Source organism: Proteus sp. G3927 (assembly GCF_963894685.1).
In the GTDB taxonomy this organism is placed as follows: domain Bacteria; phylum Pseudomonadota; class Gammaproteobacteria; order Enterobacterales; family Enterobacteriaceae; genus Proteus; species Proteus mirabilis.
Window position 1 is genome coordinate 39,639 of the sequence record NZ_CAWQGX010000032.1, and the last position, 17,301, is coordinate 56,939.

16 protein-coding genes and 5 tRNA genes are annotated in these 17,301 nt (G+C 35.3%); 18 read left to right on the top strand and 3 right to left on the bottom strand.

Translation table 11 applies throughout. From position 1 onward, the window contains the following. The first annotated feature begins 364 nt into the window (after positions 1-364). Together AACV00_RS15050 and AACV00_RS15055 are read left to right on the top strand one after the other, a co-directional pair. Positions 365-1,078 carry an RNA ligase family protein gene (locus AACV00_RS15050; RefSeq protein WP_004243300.1) on the top strand — a complete coding sequence of 238 codons (714 nt, stop codon included), beginning with the start codon at positions 365-367 and terminating at the stop codon, positions 1,076-1,078. After that, positions 1,065-2,201 (top strand): AAA family ATPase, encoded by a 1,137-nt coding sequence (locus AACV00_RS15055; protein ID WP_049199514.1) that lies wholly within the window; start codon positions 1,065-1,067, stop codon positions 2,199-2,201. The genes AACV00_RS15050 and AACV00_RS15055 overlap by 14 nt, the downstream gene beginning before the upstream one ends. A gap of 99 nt (positions 2,202-2,300) precedes the next feature. Here the strand turns inward: AACV00_RS15055 and AACV00_RS15060 are convergent, their stop codons facing one another. Continuing rightward, the gene (locus tag AACV00_RS15060; RefSeq protein ID WP_161680353.1) at positions 2,301-2,786 is read right to left on the bottom strand and encodes a DUF4822 domain-containing protein; all 486 of its coding nucleotides are present in this window, start codon (positions 2,784-2,786) and stop codon (positions 2,301-2,303) included. Positions 2,787-3,792: 1,006 nt separating this feature from the next. Between AACV00_RS15060 and AACV00_RS15065 the strand changes: the two genes are divergently transcribed. The 4 genes from AACV00_RS15065 to AACV00_RS15080 all read left to right on the top strand — a co-directional run bounded on the left by AACV00_RS15065 (position 3,793) and on the right by AACV00_RS15080 (position 7,908). Continuing rightward, positions 3,793-5,013: a PfkB family carbohydrate kinase gene (locus AACV00_RS15065; RefSeq protein WP_004243297.1), complete on the top strand. Its 1,221-nt coding sequence runs from the start codon at positions 3,793-3,795 to the stop codon at positions 5,011-5,013. Between the two features lie 26 nt (positions 5,014-5,039). Continuing rightward, positions 5,040-5,777, top strand: a complete 738-nt coding sequence (locus tag AACV00_RS15070; protein WP_004243294.1) for a glutamine amidotransferase — start codon at positions 5,040-5,042, stop codon at positions 5,775-5,777. 131 nt (positions 5,778-5,908) lie between these two features. Next, on the top strand, positions 5,909-6,874 hold the full coding sequence (locus AACV00_RS15075; RefSeq protein WP_004243293.1) for a DMT family transporter: 966 nt from the start codon (positions 5,909-5,911) through the stop codon (positions 6,872-6,874). Between the two features lie 2 nt (positions 6,875-6,876). Continuing rightward, positions 6,877-7,908, top strand: coding sequence for a methylphosphonate esterase (locus AACV00_RS15080; protein WP_004250910.1), 1,032 nt, complete (start codon positions 6,877-6,879; stop codon positions 7,906-7,908). Between the two features lie 81 nt (positions 7,909-7,989). Here AACV00_RS15080 and glpX read toward each other — a convergent pair whose 3' ends face one another. Then, a complete protein-coding gene (glpX, locus tag AACV00_RS15085) occupies positions 7,990-8,970 on the bottom strand; it encodes a class II fructose-bisphosphatase (protein ID WP_004248255.1) in 981 nt (326 codons plus the stop codon). A gap of 315 nt (positions 8,971-9,285) precedes the next feature. On the opposite strand from glpX, the gene AACV00_RS15090 reads away from it, so the two are divergent. The 11 genes from AACV00_RS15090 (at position 9,286) to AACV00_RS15140 (ending at position 16,002) form a co-directional block, all read left to right on the top strand. Beyond that, on the top strand, positions 9,286-9,891 hold the full coding sequence (locus AACV00_RS15090; protein ID WP_004248254.1) for a nitroreductase family protein: 606 nt from the start codon (positions 9,286-9,288) through the stop codon (positions 9,889-9,891). Positions 9,892-10,273: 382 nt separating this feature from the next. After that, positions 10,274-10,837, top strand: coding sequence for a LuxR C-terminal-related transcriptional regulator (locus tag AACV00_RS15095; protein ID WP_109024023.1), 564 nt, complete (start codon positions 10,274-10,276; stop codon positions 10,835-10,837). Continuing rightward, the gene (gene uvrC, locus AACV00_RS15100) at positions 10,821-12,653 is read left to right on the top strand and encodes an excinuclease ABC subunit UvrC (RefSeq protein WP_004243286.1); all 1,833 of its coding nucleotides are present in this window, start codon (positions 10,821-10,823) and stop codon (positions 12,651-12,653) included. The genes AACV00_RS15095 and uvrC overlap by 17 nt, the downstream gene beginning before the upstream one ends. 55 nt (positions 12,654-12,708) lie before the next feature. Then, positions 12,709-13,257, top strand: coding sequence for a CDP-diacylglycerol--glycerol-3-phosphate 3-phosphatidyltransferase (gene pgsA, locus AACV00_RS15105; protein WP_004243285.1), 549 nt, complete (start codon positions 12,709-12,711; stop codon positions 13,255-13,257). Positions 13,258-13,398: 141 nt separating this feature from the next. Beyond that, positions 13,399-13,474, top strand: a tRNA-Gly gene (locus AACV00_RS15110). Between the two features lie 25 nt (positions 13,475-13,499). Next, a tRNA-Cys gene (locus AACV00_RS15115) sits at positions 13,500-13,573 on the top strand. 5 nt (positions 13,574-13,578) lie between these two features. Continuing rightward, positions 13,579-13,665, top strand: a tRNA-Leu gene (locus AACV00_RS15120). Between the two features lie 113 nt (positions 13,666-13,778). Next, a tRNA-Leu gene (locus AACV00_RS15125) sits at positions 13,779-13,865 on the top strand. A gap of 193 nt (positions 13,866-14,058) precedes the next feature. Beyond that, positions 14,059-14,145 (top strand) — tRNA-Leu (locus AACV00_RS15130). A gap of 199 nt (positions 14,146-14,344) precedes the next feature. After that, positions 14,345-15,010, top strand: a complete 666-nt coding sequence (locus tag AACV00_RS15135) for a DUF1007 family protein (RefSeq protein WP_036907901.1) — start codon at positions 14,345-14,347, stop codon at positions 15,008-15,010. Continuing rightward, positions 15,001-16,002 (top strand): nickel/cobalt transporter, encoded by a 1,002-nt coding sequence (locus AACV00_RS15140; RefSeq protein ID WP_113976618.1) that lies wholly within the window; start codon positions 15,001-15,003, stop codon positions 16,000-16,002. Before AACV00_RS15135 ends, AACV00_RS15140 begins: the two co-directional genes overlap by 10 nt. 73 nt (positions 16,003-16,075) lie before the next feature. Here AACV00_RS15140 and copM read toward each other — a convergent pair whose 3' ends face one another. Beyond that, positions 16,076-16,456, bottom strand: coding sequence for a CopM family metallochaperone (copM, locus tag AACV00_RS15145; RefSeq protein WP_161680351.1), 381 nt, complete (start codon positions 16,454-16,456; stop codon positions 16,076-16,078). A 409-nt stretch (positions 16,457-16,865) separates the two neighbouring features. Here copM and AACV00_RS15150 point away from each other — a divergent pair, with 409 nt between their 5' ends. Continuing rightward, the gene (locus tag AACV00_RS15150) at positions 16,866-17,285 is read left to right on the top strand and encodes a hypothetical protein (protein ID WP_135050041.1); all 420 of its coding nucleotides are present in this window, start codon (positions 16,866-16,868) and stop codon (positions 17,283-17,285) included. Positions 17,286-17,301 lie beyond the last annotated feature (16 nt).

Here is a 17,301-nt window from a genome sequence, read left to right on the forward strand (position 1 = left end):
CGTTATGTAAACAGCGACTGAGGATTAAGATATTTATCATTATTTAAGTATAAATACCCATAGAGTGACATTATTAGCGTTGTCACCCTATTAAGGATAGATGAACAATCATCATGGAGTGTTAAATAACGAAAAAAATTGAGAGAAAATGAATAATAAATATAAACATTTTTTTCTAGTGCTATCTTGATAATACAGGTAGTATGTTAAAAATTATTTCTTTTGTTATTTTTGAGTTATTAGGTTGTGGTTATGTAATACGCATTAAGGCACTGAAGATAAATAGTGCAAATACAGATAAATATACTCACTGAATTTTAATATAAATTTAGTAGGGTTCCTGTTACTTAATGAGTATAACACAATGAATAATCAATCAAAAAAATATGACAGAACATATCACTATCCTTTTTCACCAGGCACAACAAGCGATGATCGTATTAATGCCAATTGGTGGCAAGATATCTGCAAAATAAAGCATCTTATTCATACTGAAAAATTAGATGGTGAAAATAATTGCTTAAATCGAATGGGGGTTTTTGCTCGCTCTCATGCGACTCCGACACAATCTGCATGGACAGTACAACTACGCCAGCGTTGGCAATCCATCAGAAATGATTTAGGTAATTTAGATATTTTTGGTGAAAATCTTTATGCCATTCATTCTATTGAATACCAACATTTGGAAGAGTATTTCTATGTTTTTGCCATACGTTGTCAGGATAAATGGCTAAGTTGGGAAGAAGTGCAATTTTATGCCACTTTATTTGATTTACCCACCGTACCGGAAATCTCGCTACCAAAATCGGAAAATAAAATAGAGTTTGAAAAGAATATTATTTTACACGCACAAAAGCATAGCTCTTTTCAATCACGAGATGTGTTAACCAAGAAACCAAGTGCGATGGAAGGCATTGTCACACGAGATGCTCAAGCATTTTCATTAGATGAATTTTCACATCGGGTGTTTAAATATGTGAGAAAAGATCATGTTAAAACAGATGTGCATTGGAAACGTAATTGGAAAAGAGCGCCACTGATTTGGGAAAAAACACAGGAGTCTCATGATGCTTCATAAAAAATTACATAGCGAAATGTCATGGGAACAACTTGGTGAGTACTATAATGAAATTAGTGATATGTCCGGTGTTCGACAAGATCCGATCCACCATGCTGAAGGTGATGTAGCTATTCATACACAACAGGTGATCCACGCTATAAAATCACTCCCTGAATACCAAGAGCTGTCAGAAAGAGAGCAACAAATTCTATGGATTGCAGCACTTTTACATGATGTAGAAAAACGTTCAACTACCCGTGAAGAGAATGGGCGAATTATTTCGCCAGGCCATGCTCGTAAAGGAGAATTAACGACAAGACGTTTTTTATATGAAAAAGTGCCGGTTAGCTTTATTGATAGAGAACAGATTGCGGCATTAGTACGCTATCACGGATTACCTTTATGGTTAATGGATAAACCCGATCCTAAAAAAGCCTTATTAGCGGCTTCGTTAAGAGTAGATTGCTATTTATTGGCATTGCTGGCTAAGGCGGATGTTCTGGGACGAAGCAGTGAAGATAAGCCTGCTTTATTGGATAAAATAGCGTTATTTACACTTTACTGTGAAGAATTAAATTGTTGGAGAACACCCGCACGATTTATTTCTGATGGCGCTCGATTTCACTATTTTCATAGTGAAAATAGTGTCGATCCTCACTATGAACCTTATCCAGAGCAAGGAAGTGAAGTTATTGTGCTTTGTGGGCTACCGGGAATGGGCAAAGATAGTTATATTCGCCAATATTGTGCAGATATGCCTGTAGTAAGTTTAGATGCATTACGTCAGCAGCATAATATAAAACCAGATGATCGTGATGCGAATGGATGGATTGCACAACTTGCCAAAGAGCAAGCGAGAATATATTTAAGAGAGCATAAGCCTTTTGTTTGGAATGCAACAAATATTACTAAACAAATGCGTAATCAGCTTATTGCTCTGTTTTATCGTTATCAAGCTAAAGTGACATTGGTATATATTGAAGTCCCTTATTTGCAATGGAAAAAACAAAACAGCGCAAGAAAGGAAGCGGTTCCCGATAAAGTGATGGAAAGAATGTTGAGCAAACTGGAAGTCCCAACACCAGAAGAAGCGCTTAACGTGATTTATTGGGTTGATGGGGAAGCTCAAAATTTGATTTAAGGCTAGTTATATTAAGGTCATACAACTAAAAAAAGGGCTATTTTACTTACCATAAAATAGCCCTTAATTATTTATAACAGGTGAAACAACGTATTATGATTACTTGTTAACGTGATGAATAATATCAAAATAAACAGTATTATCCCCTTCAGTTGGGTAAATACGATAGGTATACTCATCATTATTGATGGTGATATTTTCTACATCACGAGTAAATAGTGTTTTTCCTTGTGCATCTTTGGCAACTAATGTACGCGTTTTTCCATCATTAGACATTGACCAATCCCCTTGCATTTTTTGTTTACCTTCAGGGGTAAACATAATAAAAGTGCCATTAGGATAATATTCTGCTAGGCCAAAATAATTACTGACTTGTGGATTATTAGCGTCAACTTTATTGCCTTTCTCGTCAATGGCTTGCGTGGTAACCCAAACTTTTTCTACCATGACTTTTTCATAATCATTGAGATCTTTTTGTGCTTGAGTTACGCCTTGAACTTGTTGTGTTGTGCTGGTGCTTTCAGCGGCAAAAAGAGAAGCACTAACACTTAATAATGAAATAGCAATAAGTGATTTTATTTTCATAGGTATATCCTTATGTCTTTACGTTGTGTATTTATCAGATTATTGGTGCTTAATTTATATTTATAATCTTAGACACTAAGTTTAAACATCGCTAGAAAATAAATGTGTCGGAATATGTCTGATAAATAGGTTGTTTTACAATCTATTTAGGTATTAGATATTTTAGAACACATTGTTGCTGATTTTATCTTCTTGAATTTTGTGATTTTTAGTTTTTATATCTAAGTTTTTATTTTTTATTGGAGTTATATTTTGTATCAGTGAGTTGCTGTTAGTGCTTTAGTATTCTCAGCTATTTACAAAATAAGCCAAAGATTGACGAGTAAAAAAATAAATCAATAAATAAAGCAAGATTTTTACTTACTTTGCCTACTTAAAATAGGTTATTTATACTTAGTTTGTTCAATGACTGTTGTTATTAATGTTATCTACCTCACAAAATGAGACAATAAAAACTGCTTCTATTTTAATCATTGTATCTGTATTTCTAATTATAAGTTGACATGATTAATTTACATTATCATTGGCTATACATTTTAATGGTAAGAAGAATTGTACTAATTTATGAACTATAAAAATGGATGATTAATTTATTTTAAGCTTTGCTCGATTCACTAAAATAGTTGGTTATTTAAACATAGTGATGATTATTTTTATTTTTGATTATTCTAATAACTCTAAATTATTATAAAATAAGGTTTTTATTTTTTATTGTTTTTTAAGTTAATTATTTAAGTTTTAAAAAACAAATAATTAATATTAGATTGTTTTATAATCAATATAGTGTTTGTTATTTTATTATTTGATTTTATTTGTGTTTTTATGAGAGGGGAGATGGCTTCTATATATTAAGTAATCTTATTACTATCATTATTTATTTCTGCTTTTTTTTGTTTTTTATTTTTGTGTTTCTGTTTTTTTTTGCTTTTAATAAATAACATATGATTGTAATCACAATCCCATAACAACTAATAAATTAAAGTTGTTGCCATAGAGGTAACATTAAATGAAAGCAGAGCGTCATAAAAAAATTGTTAATCTGATCAAAGGTCATGGTGCAGTAAAAGTTTCTGTTTTAGCAAAAGAGCTTAGTGTTACCAAAGAAACGATACGATCAGATTTAAATACATTGGCTGAGAAAGGAATAATTAAAAGATGCCATGGTGGGGCCTTTATTGAATTTGAAACATTAGATAAAGTTGCCAAAAAAGAAATCATACAATTTTTAGAATGTAATGATCAAATTGATAAAATTAATTTAGCGGGGCAGCCGGCAGTAAATAAAGTATGTGTATTAGGTTCATTTAATGTTGATATGATTAGTTATTTGCCCAGACTGCCAGAAACCGGGGAATCTTTATTGGCGAATAAATTTATCTTCTCACCAGGAGGTAAAGGATGTAATCAAGCATTAGCGGCAAGTTATGCTGATGCACAGGTGCATTTTATCACCAAAATCGGTACTGATCAGTTTAGTGATTATGCAGTAAATTTTATATCGTCATCAAGAATAAAAACATCAACGATATATCAAACTGAAAATCATCAAACTGGAACAGCATCAATCTTTGTGTCAGAAGAGAGTGGTGAAAATATTATTTCTATTTATTCAGGGGCTAATATGGATATTTCTTCTGATGAGGTAAAAATACAAAAAGATAAAATTATAGATGCCGATATAATTTTATTGCAATTAGAAACTAATATTGAAGCATTAAAGGAAATTATTTCAATTGGGAATGAAAATAATATTCCTATTATTTTAAATCCTGCACCTTACAATAAAGTTATTGATAAGCTATTGCCAATGTTAGATATATTAACACCTAATGAAACAGAAGCTAGCTTATTATCAGGTATTGAAGTTGTTGATTTAGTATCTGCTAAAAATGCAGCCAATGCTATTTATCAAAAAGGTGTTAATAAAGTTGTCATTACTTTAGGTAGTAAAGGTTCATTAGCTTATGACGGTTATAAATATATTTACTCACCAGCTTATCCTGCGGTGGTAAAAAATACAGCGGGCGCTGGTGATGCTTTTAATGGTGCACTAGCAGCCTCACTAGCAAAAGGAAAGCAGTTTTCTTACGCGTTACGCTATGCATCAGCTTTTGCATCACTAGCTGTTGAGACGAGTAATGCTTCAGAAATGCCTGAAGATATTAATGTCATGCATCGCATCAATCAAACAACATATTCACAGATTGTCACTCAATCCCCTGAATAAATAATCTTTTTGAAAGAGGAAAAAAAATGAAAATCTTATTTATTGGTGAGTCATGGCACATTCATATGATCCACTCAAAAGGCTACGACAGTTTCACTTCTAGTAAATATGAGGAAGGTGCCACTTTTTTATTAAATTGTTTAAGGGAAAAAGGGGTAGCAGTTGATTATATGCCTGCACATACCGTTCAGGTCGCATTTCCTCAGACTGATGAAGAATTAGCAAAATATGATGTCATCGTGATCAGTGATATTGGTGCTAATACTTTCCTCTTGCAAAACGATACTTTCTACAACATGAAAGTACTTCCAAATGCATTAGGGCTAATTAAACAGTTTGTTGCTAATGGTGGTGGCTTATTAATGATTGGCGGCTATCTATCATTTATGGGTATTGAAGCGAAAGCAAACTATAAAAATACCTTATTGGCACAAGTGTTACCTGTTGAAATGTTAGAGGGTGACGATCGTGTGGAAGCCCCAGAAGGAGTATTCGCAACTCCAGTTAATGCGGAGCATGCCACGATAAAAGGTTTTAGTGAATGGCCGATGTTCCTTGGTTATAACAAAGTGTTCGCTAAACATAACACTGAAACGGTTTTGAATATTGGCGAAGATCCACTACTGGTGTTTGGTCAATTTGAAAAAGGAAAAACAGCTTGTTTTATGAGTGACTGTTCACCGCATTGGGGGAGCAAAGAGTTTTTAGCATGGCCACATTATGCTGATATGTGGGTCAATATTCTAAAGCAAATCGCACGTTAGTTCTTAATAACAATAGCAGTAAGAAAAGTAAAAAAGCGCAGAGCTGCACTCTGCGCTAATAACAAAATAACCGATTACTTGAAAAATAAAAAAGAAATCACTCATAGTCAATAATCCAAAAGGAACATCTTATGAGTACAAAAAATTTATCAACACCCTTGCTGATGGTAGCAACTGTGTTAGCAGGGATGCTATCACCAATGCAGTCTGCGGTGAATGGGCAACTGGGACATGTATTAAAAGACGGTAATGCTAGTGCAGTTATCTCTTTTGCCAGTGGTTTAGTGGTCATGTTTTTTATCATTATGTCCAAAAAACAATATCGCCAGCAATTTGCTTCTATTCCGACATTAATTAAAACACGTAAAATTCCATTATGGAATTGGTTTGCTGGCCTCTGTGGCGCAATGGTGGTTTTTTCTGAAGGAGCATCAGCCAGTGCATTAGGAATAGCTACATTCCAAACAGCATTAATTTCAGCACTGTTATTATCAGGTTTATTATGTGACCGCTTTGGTATAGGTGTGGATGAGAAGAAATACTTCACCCCATATCGTGTATTAGGTGCCGTATTAGCTGTTGTTGCTACTCTTTTTGTCGTTTCTCCGCAGTGGCATTCAACCTCTTTTATTTACTTAGCTATTCTACCTTTTTTAGCGGGTTTATTAGCGGGATGGCAACCAGCAGGTAATTCAAAAGTGGCTGAAGCAACAGGTTCGATGATGGTTTCTATTACTTGGAACTTTATTGTTGGATTTACTGTTTTAACGATTGCGTTAGTAGTACGTATGGCGTTAGGGCATATAACACTGGAGCTTCCTGCTACATGGTGGATGTATTTAGGTGGGCCTTTAGGGTTAATGTCTATTGCATTAATGGCTATTTTAGTACGAGGCTTAGGGTTACTGATGTTAGGTGTTGCATCAACTGCGGGCCAATTACTGGGTTCGGTATTAATTGACCTCTTATTACCTTCGTTAGGAAATACTGTTTATTTAGTCACAATCATCGGTACGTTATTTGCTTTAGTCGGCGCCATTGTTACTACCATTCCTGAGTTTAAAGCGACTAAATCAGTAAAAAGAGCAGGGGCATAATCATGAAAGGTTATATTCAAACGGTAACGGGTCCGGTTAAAAAAGCGGATATGGGACTGACACTACCTCACGAACATTTATTTAATGATTTATCTGGCGTTGTTGATGAACCTTTTTATGAATTCTCACACGTTTTAGTAGATAAAAAAGTCAGTGCAGATATTCAGTGGGGACTAAAATACGATCCATATTGTTGTTGCGATAATATGGATAAAAAACCCATTGAAGACGTTATTTTTGAATTAAATAATTTTAAAGAGCTTGGGGGCAAAACGATTGTTGATGCTACAGGTTCATCGTCAATTGGTCGTGATATTAGAAAATTAAAACAAGTTGCAGAATTAACGGGGATTAATGTCGTTGCTTCTTCCGGCCTTTATATTGAGAAATTTGAAGGAAAACGCCTAGCTGATGATATTGATGCGATGGCAAAAATGATCGATGATGAATTAAATATCGGCATTGACGGTACAGATATTCGTGCTGGTATGATTGGCGAAATTGGTGTATCTCCTTTCTTTACAGATGGTGAAAAAAATAGTTTACGTGCCGCTGCACTGGCTCAAAATAATAACCCTTATGCCTCAATGAATATTCATATGCCAGGTTGGCAACGCCGTGGTGATGAAGTATTAGATATTCTTTTAACAGAAATGGGGTGTGATCCAGCCAAAATATCGTTAGCCCATTCAGATCCTTCTGGTAAAGATATCGATTATCAATGCAAAATGCTTGATCGAGGTGTTTGGCTTGAATTTGACATGATAGGTCTTGATATTTCTTTCCCTAAAGAAGGCGCGGCACCCAGTGTGATGGATACGGTTGAAGCTGTCGCAACCTTAATAGAAAGAGGTTATGGTAACCAAATTGTATTAAGTCATGATGTGTTTTTAAAACAGATGTGGGCAAAAAATGGCGGAAATGGTTGGGGTTTTGTGCCTAACGTTTTTCTTTCATTATTAGCACAGCGTGGCATTGATAAGGCGATAATAGATAAGCTGTGTATTGATAATCCAGCTAATTTATTAGCATGAATTAATTATAACTATAAATACCCCTTGAATACATTTTGCGACACGTAAGCCCGTGTCGCTTTTTTAGTTGTTATTCTCGTGTTAGCGTAAATGATAATTTTCGATATAACGTAATGAGTGTGTGGAGCCATTAATCACTAACGAGTGTGTACGCAAATAATCGCTTTGTTCAGTGACACCGGATAATAGGTCACCGGCAGTAATTGCGGTTGCTGCAAACATAACATCCTGATGGCGCACCAATATTTCAAGTGGCAATGTAATATTAACATCAGTTCCCATGTTATGGCATCGAGAGATTTCTTGTGCTGCAATTTCTCTGTTTGTTGCATTATTACCTTTAGCAATATCGCGGGTAATAAGGCGCGCTTGCATATCACCACCTAAAGCTTTAGCAATAGCGGCACTAATTACACCTTCTGGCGCGCCACCAATCCCGTACATAACATCAATAGGATTATTAGGCATTGTGGCATATAAAGAAGCAAGTACATCGCCATCCGGCAAAGTGATGACATTAATACCTCTATTACGCAAATCAATGATAATATCGTGATGGCGCGGTTTATCTAAAATAGCTAGTGTTAACTGGCTTAATGATTTATTTAATGTTTGTGCAATAGCATCAAGGTTATATTCAAGGCAATGGTTAAGGTCGATCACACCTGCTGCTTTTTTACCGACAACCAGTTTTTCCATGTACATATCGGGTGCTTGTAAAAAACTACCTTCAAAACCTGCAGCTAAAATAGCCAAAGAATTATTTTCACCGGTAGCGACCATGCGAGTTCCATCGATAGGATCAACGGCAATTTCTATTTTTTCACCTTGGCCGTTGCCTACTGGTTCGCCAATATAGAGCATAGGTGCTTCATCAATTTCACCTTCACCAATAACAATTTGGCCATTGATATTAAGGCTATTAAGGCGCTCTCGCATGGCGGCAACTGCGGCAGCATCTGCCGCATTTTTATCTTGTTTACCTACCCATGGCATAGCCGCAATAGCAGCGGCTTCTGTGACTGATGCGATAGAATTAGTTAATTCATCATTTAATTTCATAGGGTTAATATACTTTGCAAGGTCTGTTATATTGAATAGTAGCCTTTGATGATACCCTTTTTTCAAATTTAAGTGTTAGGCTTAAATCAATTGTTTTCGCCTTCTTTTACGCTTAAAAACAAATAGAAAAAATAAAGGGTTATCGTATATTTGATAATACTATTATAACGATATTTTGTTATTAACTAGTGGTTTTTTGTTATAACTAATTAATTAACAAAGATAATTAGAAATAATAGCACAGTCTGCACACTAAACGCATTTCTTCTATAATAGATAAATAAATGTCAATGATTAGCAAATGGATGGAAAATAATGAATGTAATTGATGCAGTAAAAAACCGTCGTGCAACAAAACAGTTTGATGCTGATTTCAAAATACCACAAGAAGAGAAAAAAGCCTTACTTGAAGATGCGTTACAATATACGCCAAGTGCATTTAATCTGCAGCATTGGCGTCTTTTGGTTGTTGATGATGTTAAGCAACGTCAAGCATTAAGAAAAGTGGGTTGGGATCAGCCTCAAATAACAGACTCTGCTATGCTGATTGTTTTATGTGCAGATCTCAATGTTTGGGAGAGTGAAGTTAAAACAATTTGGCAAGATGCTACCCCGGAAGTCAGAGATATTATGTGCAGTGCTGTTGATAGTTATTATCGCAATAAACCACAAGTGCAACGGGATGAGATTATGCGTAGTGCGGGTTTGTTTGCTCAAACACTGATGCTATTAGCACAAGAGCGCGGTTTTGATTCTTGTCCTATGGATGGGTTTGATTTTGCCGAGGTAGCAAAAACAATTAACTTGCCTGAGCACTATGCTATCTGTTTAATGATTGCCATTGGTAAAGGTAAAGGAAAACCTTTTCCACGATTAGGTAAATTATCTTTTGATAAAGCGGTGACATTTGATCATTTTTAAAGTACTAAAGTGCTTCTTATATTTTATATAGGAAGTACTTTATTCCTATAATTAATGATTATTATATTTTATTAGCTTTTTTATATTTTTTATAAATGTGTGTATAATTTTAATACATTATTAATTAATGCGATAAAAATAATAATTTATTTATAATATCATTGTTGCGTGAATAAAAAATAAAAATATGGAAATTCTAACGATATTATAATAGCATTTGTCATTATAAATTTTATTGCCTTGAATTATCTTTAATTTTATTAAATATTTTTAAGGATTGATATCGTTGATAAATACTCTAGTAATCAGTCAAGTTGAAATATTTAGTTTAGGTATAGAAAAATTACTTTGCCAGATTAAAAAAATTAACATTCGTAAGATTATGAATGATGAAAGTGAAGCTTTTCGTTATTGCAGACAATATTCTGTCAATCTTATTATTTTTTATTCTTTACCTACTGTCTCTTTAATAGATGTAATAAAAAGAATTAAACGTTTTTCTCCCATTATAAAAATAGTGGTTATTTCGCCTAAAATAGACTCAATACTTTCCGTCACATTGCTACAGTTAGGTATTGAAGGGTTTATCGTTATAGATTCCTCTGCTGCGAATGTGCTTCAGGCCATTCGACAAGTCTGTATTGGTCAACGTTATATTAGTCCAGAAATTGCTATGGATATTGCACTAACTAAAGTACAAGCAGACTTAAATCCGCTACATCATCTTTCTGAAAGAGAGTTACAGATAATGTCGATGATTATAAGAGGGAAAAAAATAGCACAAATTGCACAAGAGCTGAATATCAGCACTAAAACAGTAAATAGCTATCGTTATCGAATGTTTAGTAAACTTAAAATCTCAGGTGATGTAGAATTAACTCATATAGCAGTTCGTTATGGGTTAATCGAGATAGAGAGTTACTTACAAAGTGGAAAACATATTTGATGCTAAAGCATTTCTAAGTCGAGTAACGAGTCAACCGGGTGTGTATCGAATGTATGACGCCTCAGGCACCGTTATTTATGTTGGAAAAGCAAAAGATCTGAAAAAACGATTATCAAGCTACTTTCGTGCTCAGGTGAATAGTCGTAAAACAGAAGCATTAGTAAAATGTATTGCCAATATTGATGTTACCGTGACACATACGGAGACAGAAGCGCTACTTTTAGAGCATAGCTATATTCAGCGTTATCAGCCTCGCTATAATGTGTTACTACGAGATGATAAGTCCTATCCGTATATTTATTTAAGTGCAGACAAACACCCAAGATTGGCGAGTTATCGTGGTGCTAAACATGCTAAAGGGGAATACTTTGGCCCTTTCCCTAACTCTTTGGCGGTGAGAGAAACATTAGCTTTGATGCAAAAATTATTTCCTATTCGTCAATGTGAAGATAGTGTTTACCGCAATCGCTCACGCCCTTGTTTGCAATATCAAATAGGCCGTTGTCTCGCCCCTTGTGTAAAAGGTTATGTCTCTGATGAAGAGTATGCACAGCAAGTCAATTATGTGCGTCTTTTTTTATCCGGCGATGACAGCCAAGTGATTGAAGGCTTAATTAAACGAATGGAAGAGGCAAGCCAAGCGTTACGCTTTGAAGAGGCTGCGCGTATTCGTGACCAAATTCACGCGGTAAGACAAGTTACTGAAAAACAGTTTGTGGCTAATATTGGCGATGATCTCGATGTGATTAGCGTGGCATTTAATGGTGCTATTGCTTGTGTGTATGTGCTCTTTTTCCGTCAAGGTAAAGTGCTTGGTAGTCGTAGTTATTTTCCTAAAGTACCGGCAAATACATCATTAGACGAAGTGGTACAAACCTTTATTGGACAATTTTATTTACAAGGCAGTGCGATCCGCACTTTACCCACAGAAATTTTGCTCGATTTTAATCTTGAAGATAAAACGATTTTAGCGGAGTCAATTTCTTCGATAGCAGGACGTAAGATCCATATCCAAACCAAACCCCGTGGTGATAGAGCACGCTATTTAAAACTAGCACGAACTAATGCAGCTACGGCATTAGCCACTAAGCAAGTTGAACAATCAACCATTTCTCAACGTTATAACTCGTTAATGTCACTTTTAGAGATGAAAGAGATAAAACGAATGGAATGTTTTGATATTAGTCACACTATGGGAGAGCAAACTGTGGCTTCATGTGTCGTATTTGACATGAATGGCCCATTAAAATCGGAATACAGGCGCTATAATATTAGTGGGATCACTCCGGGGGATGATTATGCCGCGATGAATCAAGTATTGACTCGTCGTTATGGCAAGTCATTAGAAGAGAGTAAAATACCTGATATTATTTTTATCGATGGTGGTAAAGGGCAATTAGCACAAGCCATTGACGTATTTCAATCACTTGATGTTGATTGGGATAAATCACACCCTAAATTAATTGGTGTCGCGAAGGGGAGTGATCGTAAAGCGGGGTTAGAGACACTATTTTTTAAACCAGAAGGCGAAGGTGTGGCACTTCCTTCTGATTCACCCGCGTTACATTTGATCCAACATATTCGTGATGAGTCGCATCGTCACGCAATAACGGGGCATCGTCAGCGTCGTGCTAAGGTTAAAAACACCAGTTCTCTAGAATCGATTGAGGGGGTGGGACCAAAACGACGTCAAATGCTATTGAAGTATATGGGTGGTTTACAAGCTTTACGTGATGCAAGCGTTGAAGAAATTGCGAAAGTTCCCACAATTTCGACCGCGTTAGCAGAAAAAATTTTTAATGCGTTGAAACACTAAGTGTATTGATGCACCATATTAATAACTCTCACTTTTCTAGGTCGTGTAGAACGCTATGCAACTAAATATTCCAACTTGGCTAACTTTATTTCGTGTCGCTTTAATTCCATTCTTTGTTCTGGTGTTTTATTTACCATTTAAAGATGCTCCCCTTATTTGTGCCATTATTTTTATGGTAGCAGCCGCCACAGACTGGTTTGACGGTTTTTTAGCCCGCCGTTGGAAACAAACCACTCGCTTTGGGGCTTTCCTTGATCCGGTTGCGGATAAGGTAATGGTTGCTACAGCATTAGTATTAATTACTGAACACTATCATGTATGGTGGATCACTTTACCGGCAGCGACCATGATCGCACGTGAAATTATCATCTCATCACTAAGAGAATGGATGGCTGAATTAGGTAAACGTAATAGTGTGGCAGTTTCTTGGATTGGAAAAGTGAAGACTACCGCACAAATGGGTGCACTTGTTGTGCTATTATGGCGTCCGACTATTGAAGCTGAGTGGTTCGGATTTGTATTGTTATACATTGCGACGGTATTAACATTCTGGTCCATGTTCCAATATTTGAGTGCTGCATGGTCAGATTTGCGTGAAGCTTGATCGAAATGACTGAAAATTCACCGAACAGTCAAAAAGATGCAAATATAGTGTTGACTAGATTCAGGAAATCAGTAGAATGCAACGCATCGAAAGGCACAACGGTTTACAGAAATAAATAAGTAAATCAGCAAGTTCGGTAAAGCGGGAATAGCTCAGTTGGTAGAGCACAACCTTGCCAAGGTTGGGGTCGCGAGTTCGAGTCTCGTTTCCCGCTCCAATCTCTTAAGAGATTGAGCAGTTGAGGCGCGTTGGCAGAGTGGTCATGCAGCGGATTGCAAATCCGTGTACCTCGGTTCGATTCCGGGACGCGCCTCCATAAATGCCCAGGTGGTGAAATCGGTAGACACAAGGGATTTAAAATCCCTCGGCCTTTAGGCTGTGCGGGTTCAAGTCCCGCCCTGGGCACCACTCCTAATTGAGAGAGTGGTGTAAAAAGACCATAAATAATGGCATTGGGAAATAGTTAGTCGTCCTTACCAGTAAAAATTAGTTATAATTTTACGGACGCACCACAGAATTTAGCCCAGGTGGTGAAATCGGTAGACACAAGGGATTTAAAATCCCTCGGCCTTTAGGCTGTGCGGGTTCAAGTCCCGCCCTGGGCACCATATAAAATACGGACCTTAATTTAGGTCCGTTTTTTCTTCTAACCACAACGCTGATGGTTGGTATAGGAAAAGTAGTTTTAGCGTAATAAATATTGTTATTAGCTACATAAAGTTAAAACAAAAAAATGATTTAAGTTTATTTATTATGTACTTAACTAATAAATAAGTACCAAAAATAAATAAATACAATTTAGCCCAGGTGGTGAAATCGGTAGACACAAGGGATTTAAAATCCCTCGGCCTCTAGGCTGTGCGGGTTCAAGTCCCGCCCTGGGCACCATATAAAACTTTACTACTACTTTAGTTACTTTAGTAAGTTAAAAATACTAAGCCACCCAATAGGGTGGCTTTTTGCTTTCTAAACACCTCGCTTTCACTAAACCAAGTTATAACACACCTAGAATAATTTCATAAAATGACTATCATTTTACAAATCCGTGATGTTATATTATAACAAAATATCATGGGTGGTTTTGTTTATGTGGATAGTTAATTTTAAAAATTTCTCTTGGCGAGCAGTTTCGATATTGATGTCTTTCTTTTTATTGATGACTACACCAAAAGTTTTAGCACATCCTCATAGCTTTATTGATATGCAAACAACTTTTAATACACAAGATGATAAGTTAATTGGATTAACTTTTTCTTGGGTTATGGATCCGATAACCTCAATGGATATTCTGTACGATATATATAATGCGCAACCAGAAAGTGATATTTGGAAAAAACAGGCGGCGAGATTAATGAGCAATATATTGTCTCAGAACTATTTTTCCGAGTTTTATATGGATGGGAAAAAACAAAAGTTTCGTCGTATACCAAGCCATTACACTCTTATAAAAGAGAAGTTACAGGTGAAGTTTAGCTTTGATGTGCTATTTATCACCCCATTGCCATTCGCTAAACATCATTTTGAACTTTTAACTTATGATCCCACTTTTTATGTCAGCATGACCTATCGTGACAATACACAGATCATATTGCCTTTAGAAATGATCGCTGATTGTAAACACAAACTGATTGAACCTTTTGCTGATGAAAGTTTAAAAGAATATGCACAATCATTAGATATCAATGGCTCTGCTGATAGTGATTTAAATTTAGGGCTCTCTTTTACACAACGAGTACAAGTATTATGCCAATAAATATAACGAAGGAAAGGGGATTACTAATTAGCTTACTCACAGTGATAGCCAGTTGTTTGTTATTGATTGCTTATTATTGGTCTGAACTAACTTATTTTAATGTTCAATGGCAAAAAGTTATCAATAGCTATCTTGCAGAATTAATGCAAGATATTAGCGAAAATAATTGGCAAGTAGGCTTTATATTAATAGGTGTTAGTTTTTTGTATGGGTTACTGCATGCTGTTGGCCCTGGGCATGGAAAAGTCATTATTAGTACTTATATTGCTACTCACCCGACCAAATTAAAACAAAGTGCGTGGTTAAGTGTCCTTGCTTCATTGCTACAAGGTACAGTTGCCATAGTTATCATTACTGTTATATTAATAATATTAAACCTATCAAGCTCTCATTTAAAAATAGCAAGCCATTACATTAAAAATAGTAGCTATTTATTAATTTCATTATCTGGCATTATTATTTTTATCCAGTCTATTCGTCGTTTATTGTCAGACTATAAAAAGCGTGCTTTTTATATTAAACAGGCAACACCTATCATCAAGCGATCTAGATATCTCTATAAACATAAAAGCAACCAAACCATCTCACAAACATCATGTTGTGGTCATAAACATGTGGTGACTTCCAATGAATTACAAGGGAATTGGTCAGCACAATTGTTGGTACTATTCGCTATTGGCAGCCGCCCTTGCTCTGGCGCATTGTTAGTATTGTTATTTTCTTATGCATTAAATATCTATCTTTGGGGAATAGCGGCTGTCATTGCAATGGCAATAGGAACGGCTTTAACCATTACTGCAATTGCATTAACAGTTTATTATATGCGAAATGTTGCTTATCGGTTTTCGGTAAAAAATACTAACTTATCTTTTAGGTATATGGCGGAGTTACTACGTCTATTAGCAGGAATATTGTTTATATTTTTAGGTATAGTTATGTTTAATAGTGCAATAACGTTAAATAGAGAAAATATAATGCCGTTATTTCGTTAATAGTTACAGGTTAATGACATGGCAATGTAAGAAAACGCAGACTTTCCTTAATAGAACGCCTGCGTTTCAAATATTAGTTATTTTGCATATTGGTATTATTTTTTTCTAACCATTTTTTCATTTGTTCAATTTCAGGGCCTTGTGCATCAATAATAGCTTGTGCTAATTTGCGCATTTCAGGATCAGTACCATACTTTAGCTCGATTTTTGCCATATCAATTGCTCCCAAATGGTGAGCGATCATTCCCTGCGCAAATGCAACATCTGCATTATCACTATTCATTCCTTTTGCCATATTTTCATGCATTTTATTCATTGAATCCATGAGCTCTTGGTTCATAGGAGAGTTACTCTGTACCACATTAGTACTCATATTCATATGTGAATTATTGGCTATTGCACCAAAAGAGAGTGAACCCATTAAAACGATGGCGATAGGTAAAACTTTTTTCATCAGTGTTCCCTTTATATTGTATGAATTATTCTTATTCTAAAGATCCCCCTTAGGGGAAGGTCAAGGTTACAACTAAAAGTTTAGAATACTTTACTTTTAATGACATTTTATCTTATAAAGTATTATCAATAGACTTGAATAAATAATTGTTATAATAGCTATAATGAAAACCAGATATACTTGCGATAAATCTTATTTTTAACGCATGTCCAAATAATAATTAAAATCAGAATTTAAGTATAATAACTTAACAATATTTAAATTATAATAATAAATTATTTCTTATGCCAATAGGGCTACATGTCTGCGTAATAAAATGTAAAAATTAAAAAGAATTGTAATCAATATTGAATATGAATGACTTTAATTATATATAGATATAAAGGTGATTAGTGATGCGGGGGCTTTCATGAAACAAATAATTATTATTGCAGGAGGAATTATATCATTGACTATTATGATTGCTATTTTTGTTGCAATCCTAGTTGTTTCTGTATTTAAAGAAGATACCGTTGCTGCTTGGAATAATAGCCGTAATGTTATTGAAAACTCCTCAACACAAATCAACGATATGTTTTCTTTTGTCAAAGGTAAGCGTGATGATGTCATGGCACGTTATCAATCATTAGAAAACAGTGAAAGTTGTAATCAACTCGTGTCTAAATTAGACAGTGTTGAAAAAGCACTAGCGGAAGGTAGTTTGTTACTTCCTCGGTCATCAATTGAGCAAATTTTTGCTATTAAAAATAGCCTTAATGATAGCTCATCTCCAGCCCAAAGCTTTGCCTGTGAGCAAGCTATTCAATTTATAGACAGAATTAATCCATAAGTATTAAGCTACTGTA

What these genes read in the sequence shown, in the direction of transcription:
- AACV00_RS15080 (WP_004250910.1), top strand. Translation starts at nt 6,877, where the DNA reads ATGAAAGGTTATATTCAAACGGTAACGGGTCCGGTTAAAAAAGCGGAT.
- AACV00_RS15095 (WP_109024023.1), top strand. Translation starts at nt 10,274, where the DNA reads ATGAATGATGAAAGTGAAGCTTTTCGTTATTGCAGACAATATTCTGTC.
- glpX (WP_004248255.1), bottom strand. Translation starts at nt 8,970, where the DNA reads ATGAAATTAAATGATGAATTAACTAATTCTATCGCATCAGTCACAGAA.
- AACV00_RS15055 (WP_049199514.1), top strand. Translation starts at nt 1,065, where the DNA reads ATGATGCTTCATAAAAAATTACATAGCGAAATGTCATGGGAACAACTT.
- AACV00_RS15050 (WP_004243300.1), top strand. Translation starts at nt 365, where the DNA reads ATGAATAATCAATCAAAAAAATATGACAGAACATATCACTATCCTTTT.
- copM (WP_161680351.1), bottom strand. Translation starts at nt 16,456, where the DNA reads ATGAAAAAAGTTTTACCTATCGCCATCGTTTTAATGGGTTCACTCTCT.
- AACV00_RS15140 (WP_113976618.1), top strand. Translation starts at nt 15,001, where the DNA reads ATGCCAATAAATATAACGAAGGAAAGGGGATTACTAATTAGCTTACTC.
- AACV00_RS15070 (WP_004243294.1), top strand. Translation starts at nt 5,040, where the DNA reads ATGAAAATCTTATTTATTGGTGAGTCATGGCACATTCATATGATCCAC.
- AACV00_RS15150 (WP_135050041.1), top strand. Translation starts at nt 16,866, where the DNA reads ATGAAACAAATAATTATTATTGCAGGAGGAATTATATCATTGACTATT.
- AACV00_RS15060 (WP_161680353.1), bottom strand. Translation starts at nt 2,786, where the DNA reads ATGAAAATAAAATCACTTATTGCTATTTCATTATTAAGTGTTAGTGCT.
- AACV00_RS15090 (WP_004248254.1), top strand. Translation starts at nt 9,286, where the DNA reads ATGAATGTAATTGATGCAGTAAAAAACCGTCGTGCAACAAAACAGTTT.
- AACV00_RS15065 (WP_004243297.1), top strand. Translation starts at nt 3,793, where the DNA reads ATGAAAGCAGAGCGTCATAAAAAAATTGTTAATCTGATCAAAGGTCAT.
- pgsA (WP_004243285.1), top strand. Translation starts at nt 12,709, where the DNA reads ATGCAACTAAATATTCCAACTTGGCTAACTTTATTTCGTGTCGCTTTA.
- AACV00_RS15135 (WP_036907901.1), top strand. Translation starts at nt 14,345, where the DNA reads ATGTGGATAGTTAATTTTAAAAATTTCTCTTGGCGAGCAGTTTCGATA.
- AACV00_RS15075 (WP_004243293.1), top strand. Translation starts at nt 5,909, where the DNA reads ATGAGTACAAAAAATTTATCAACACCCTTGCTGATGGTAGCAACTGTG.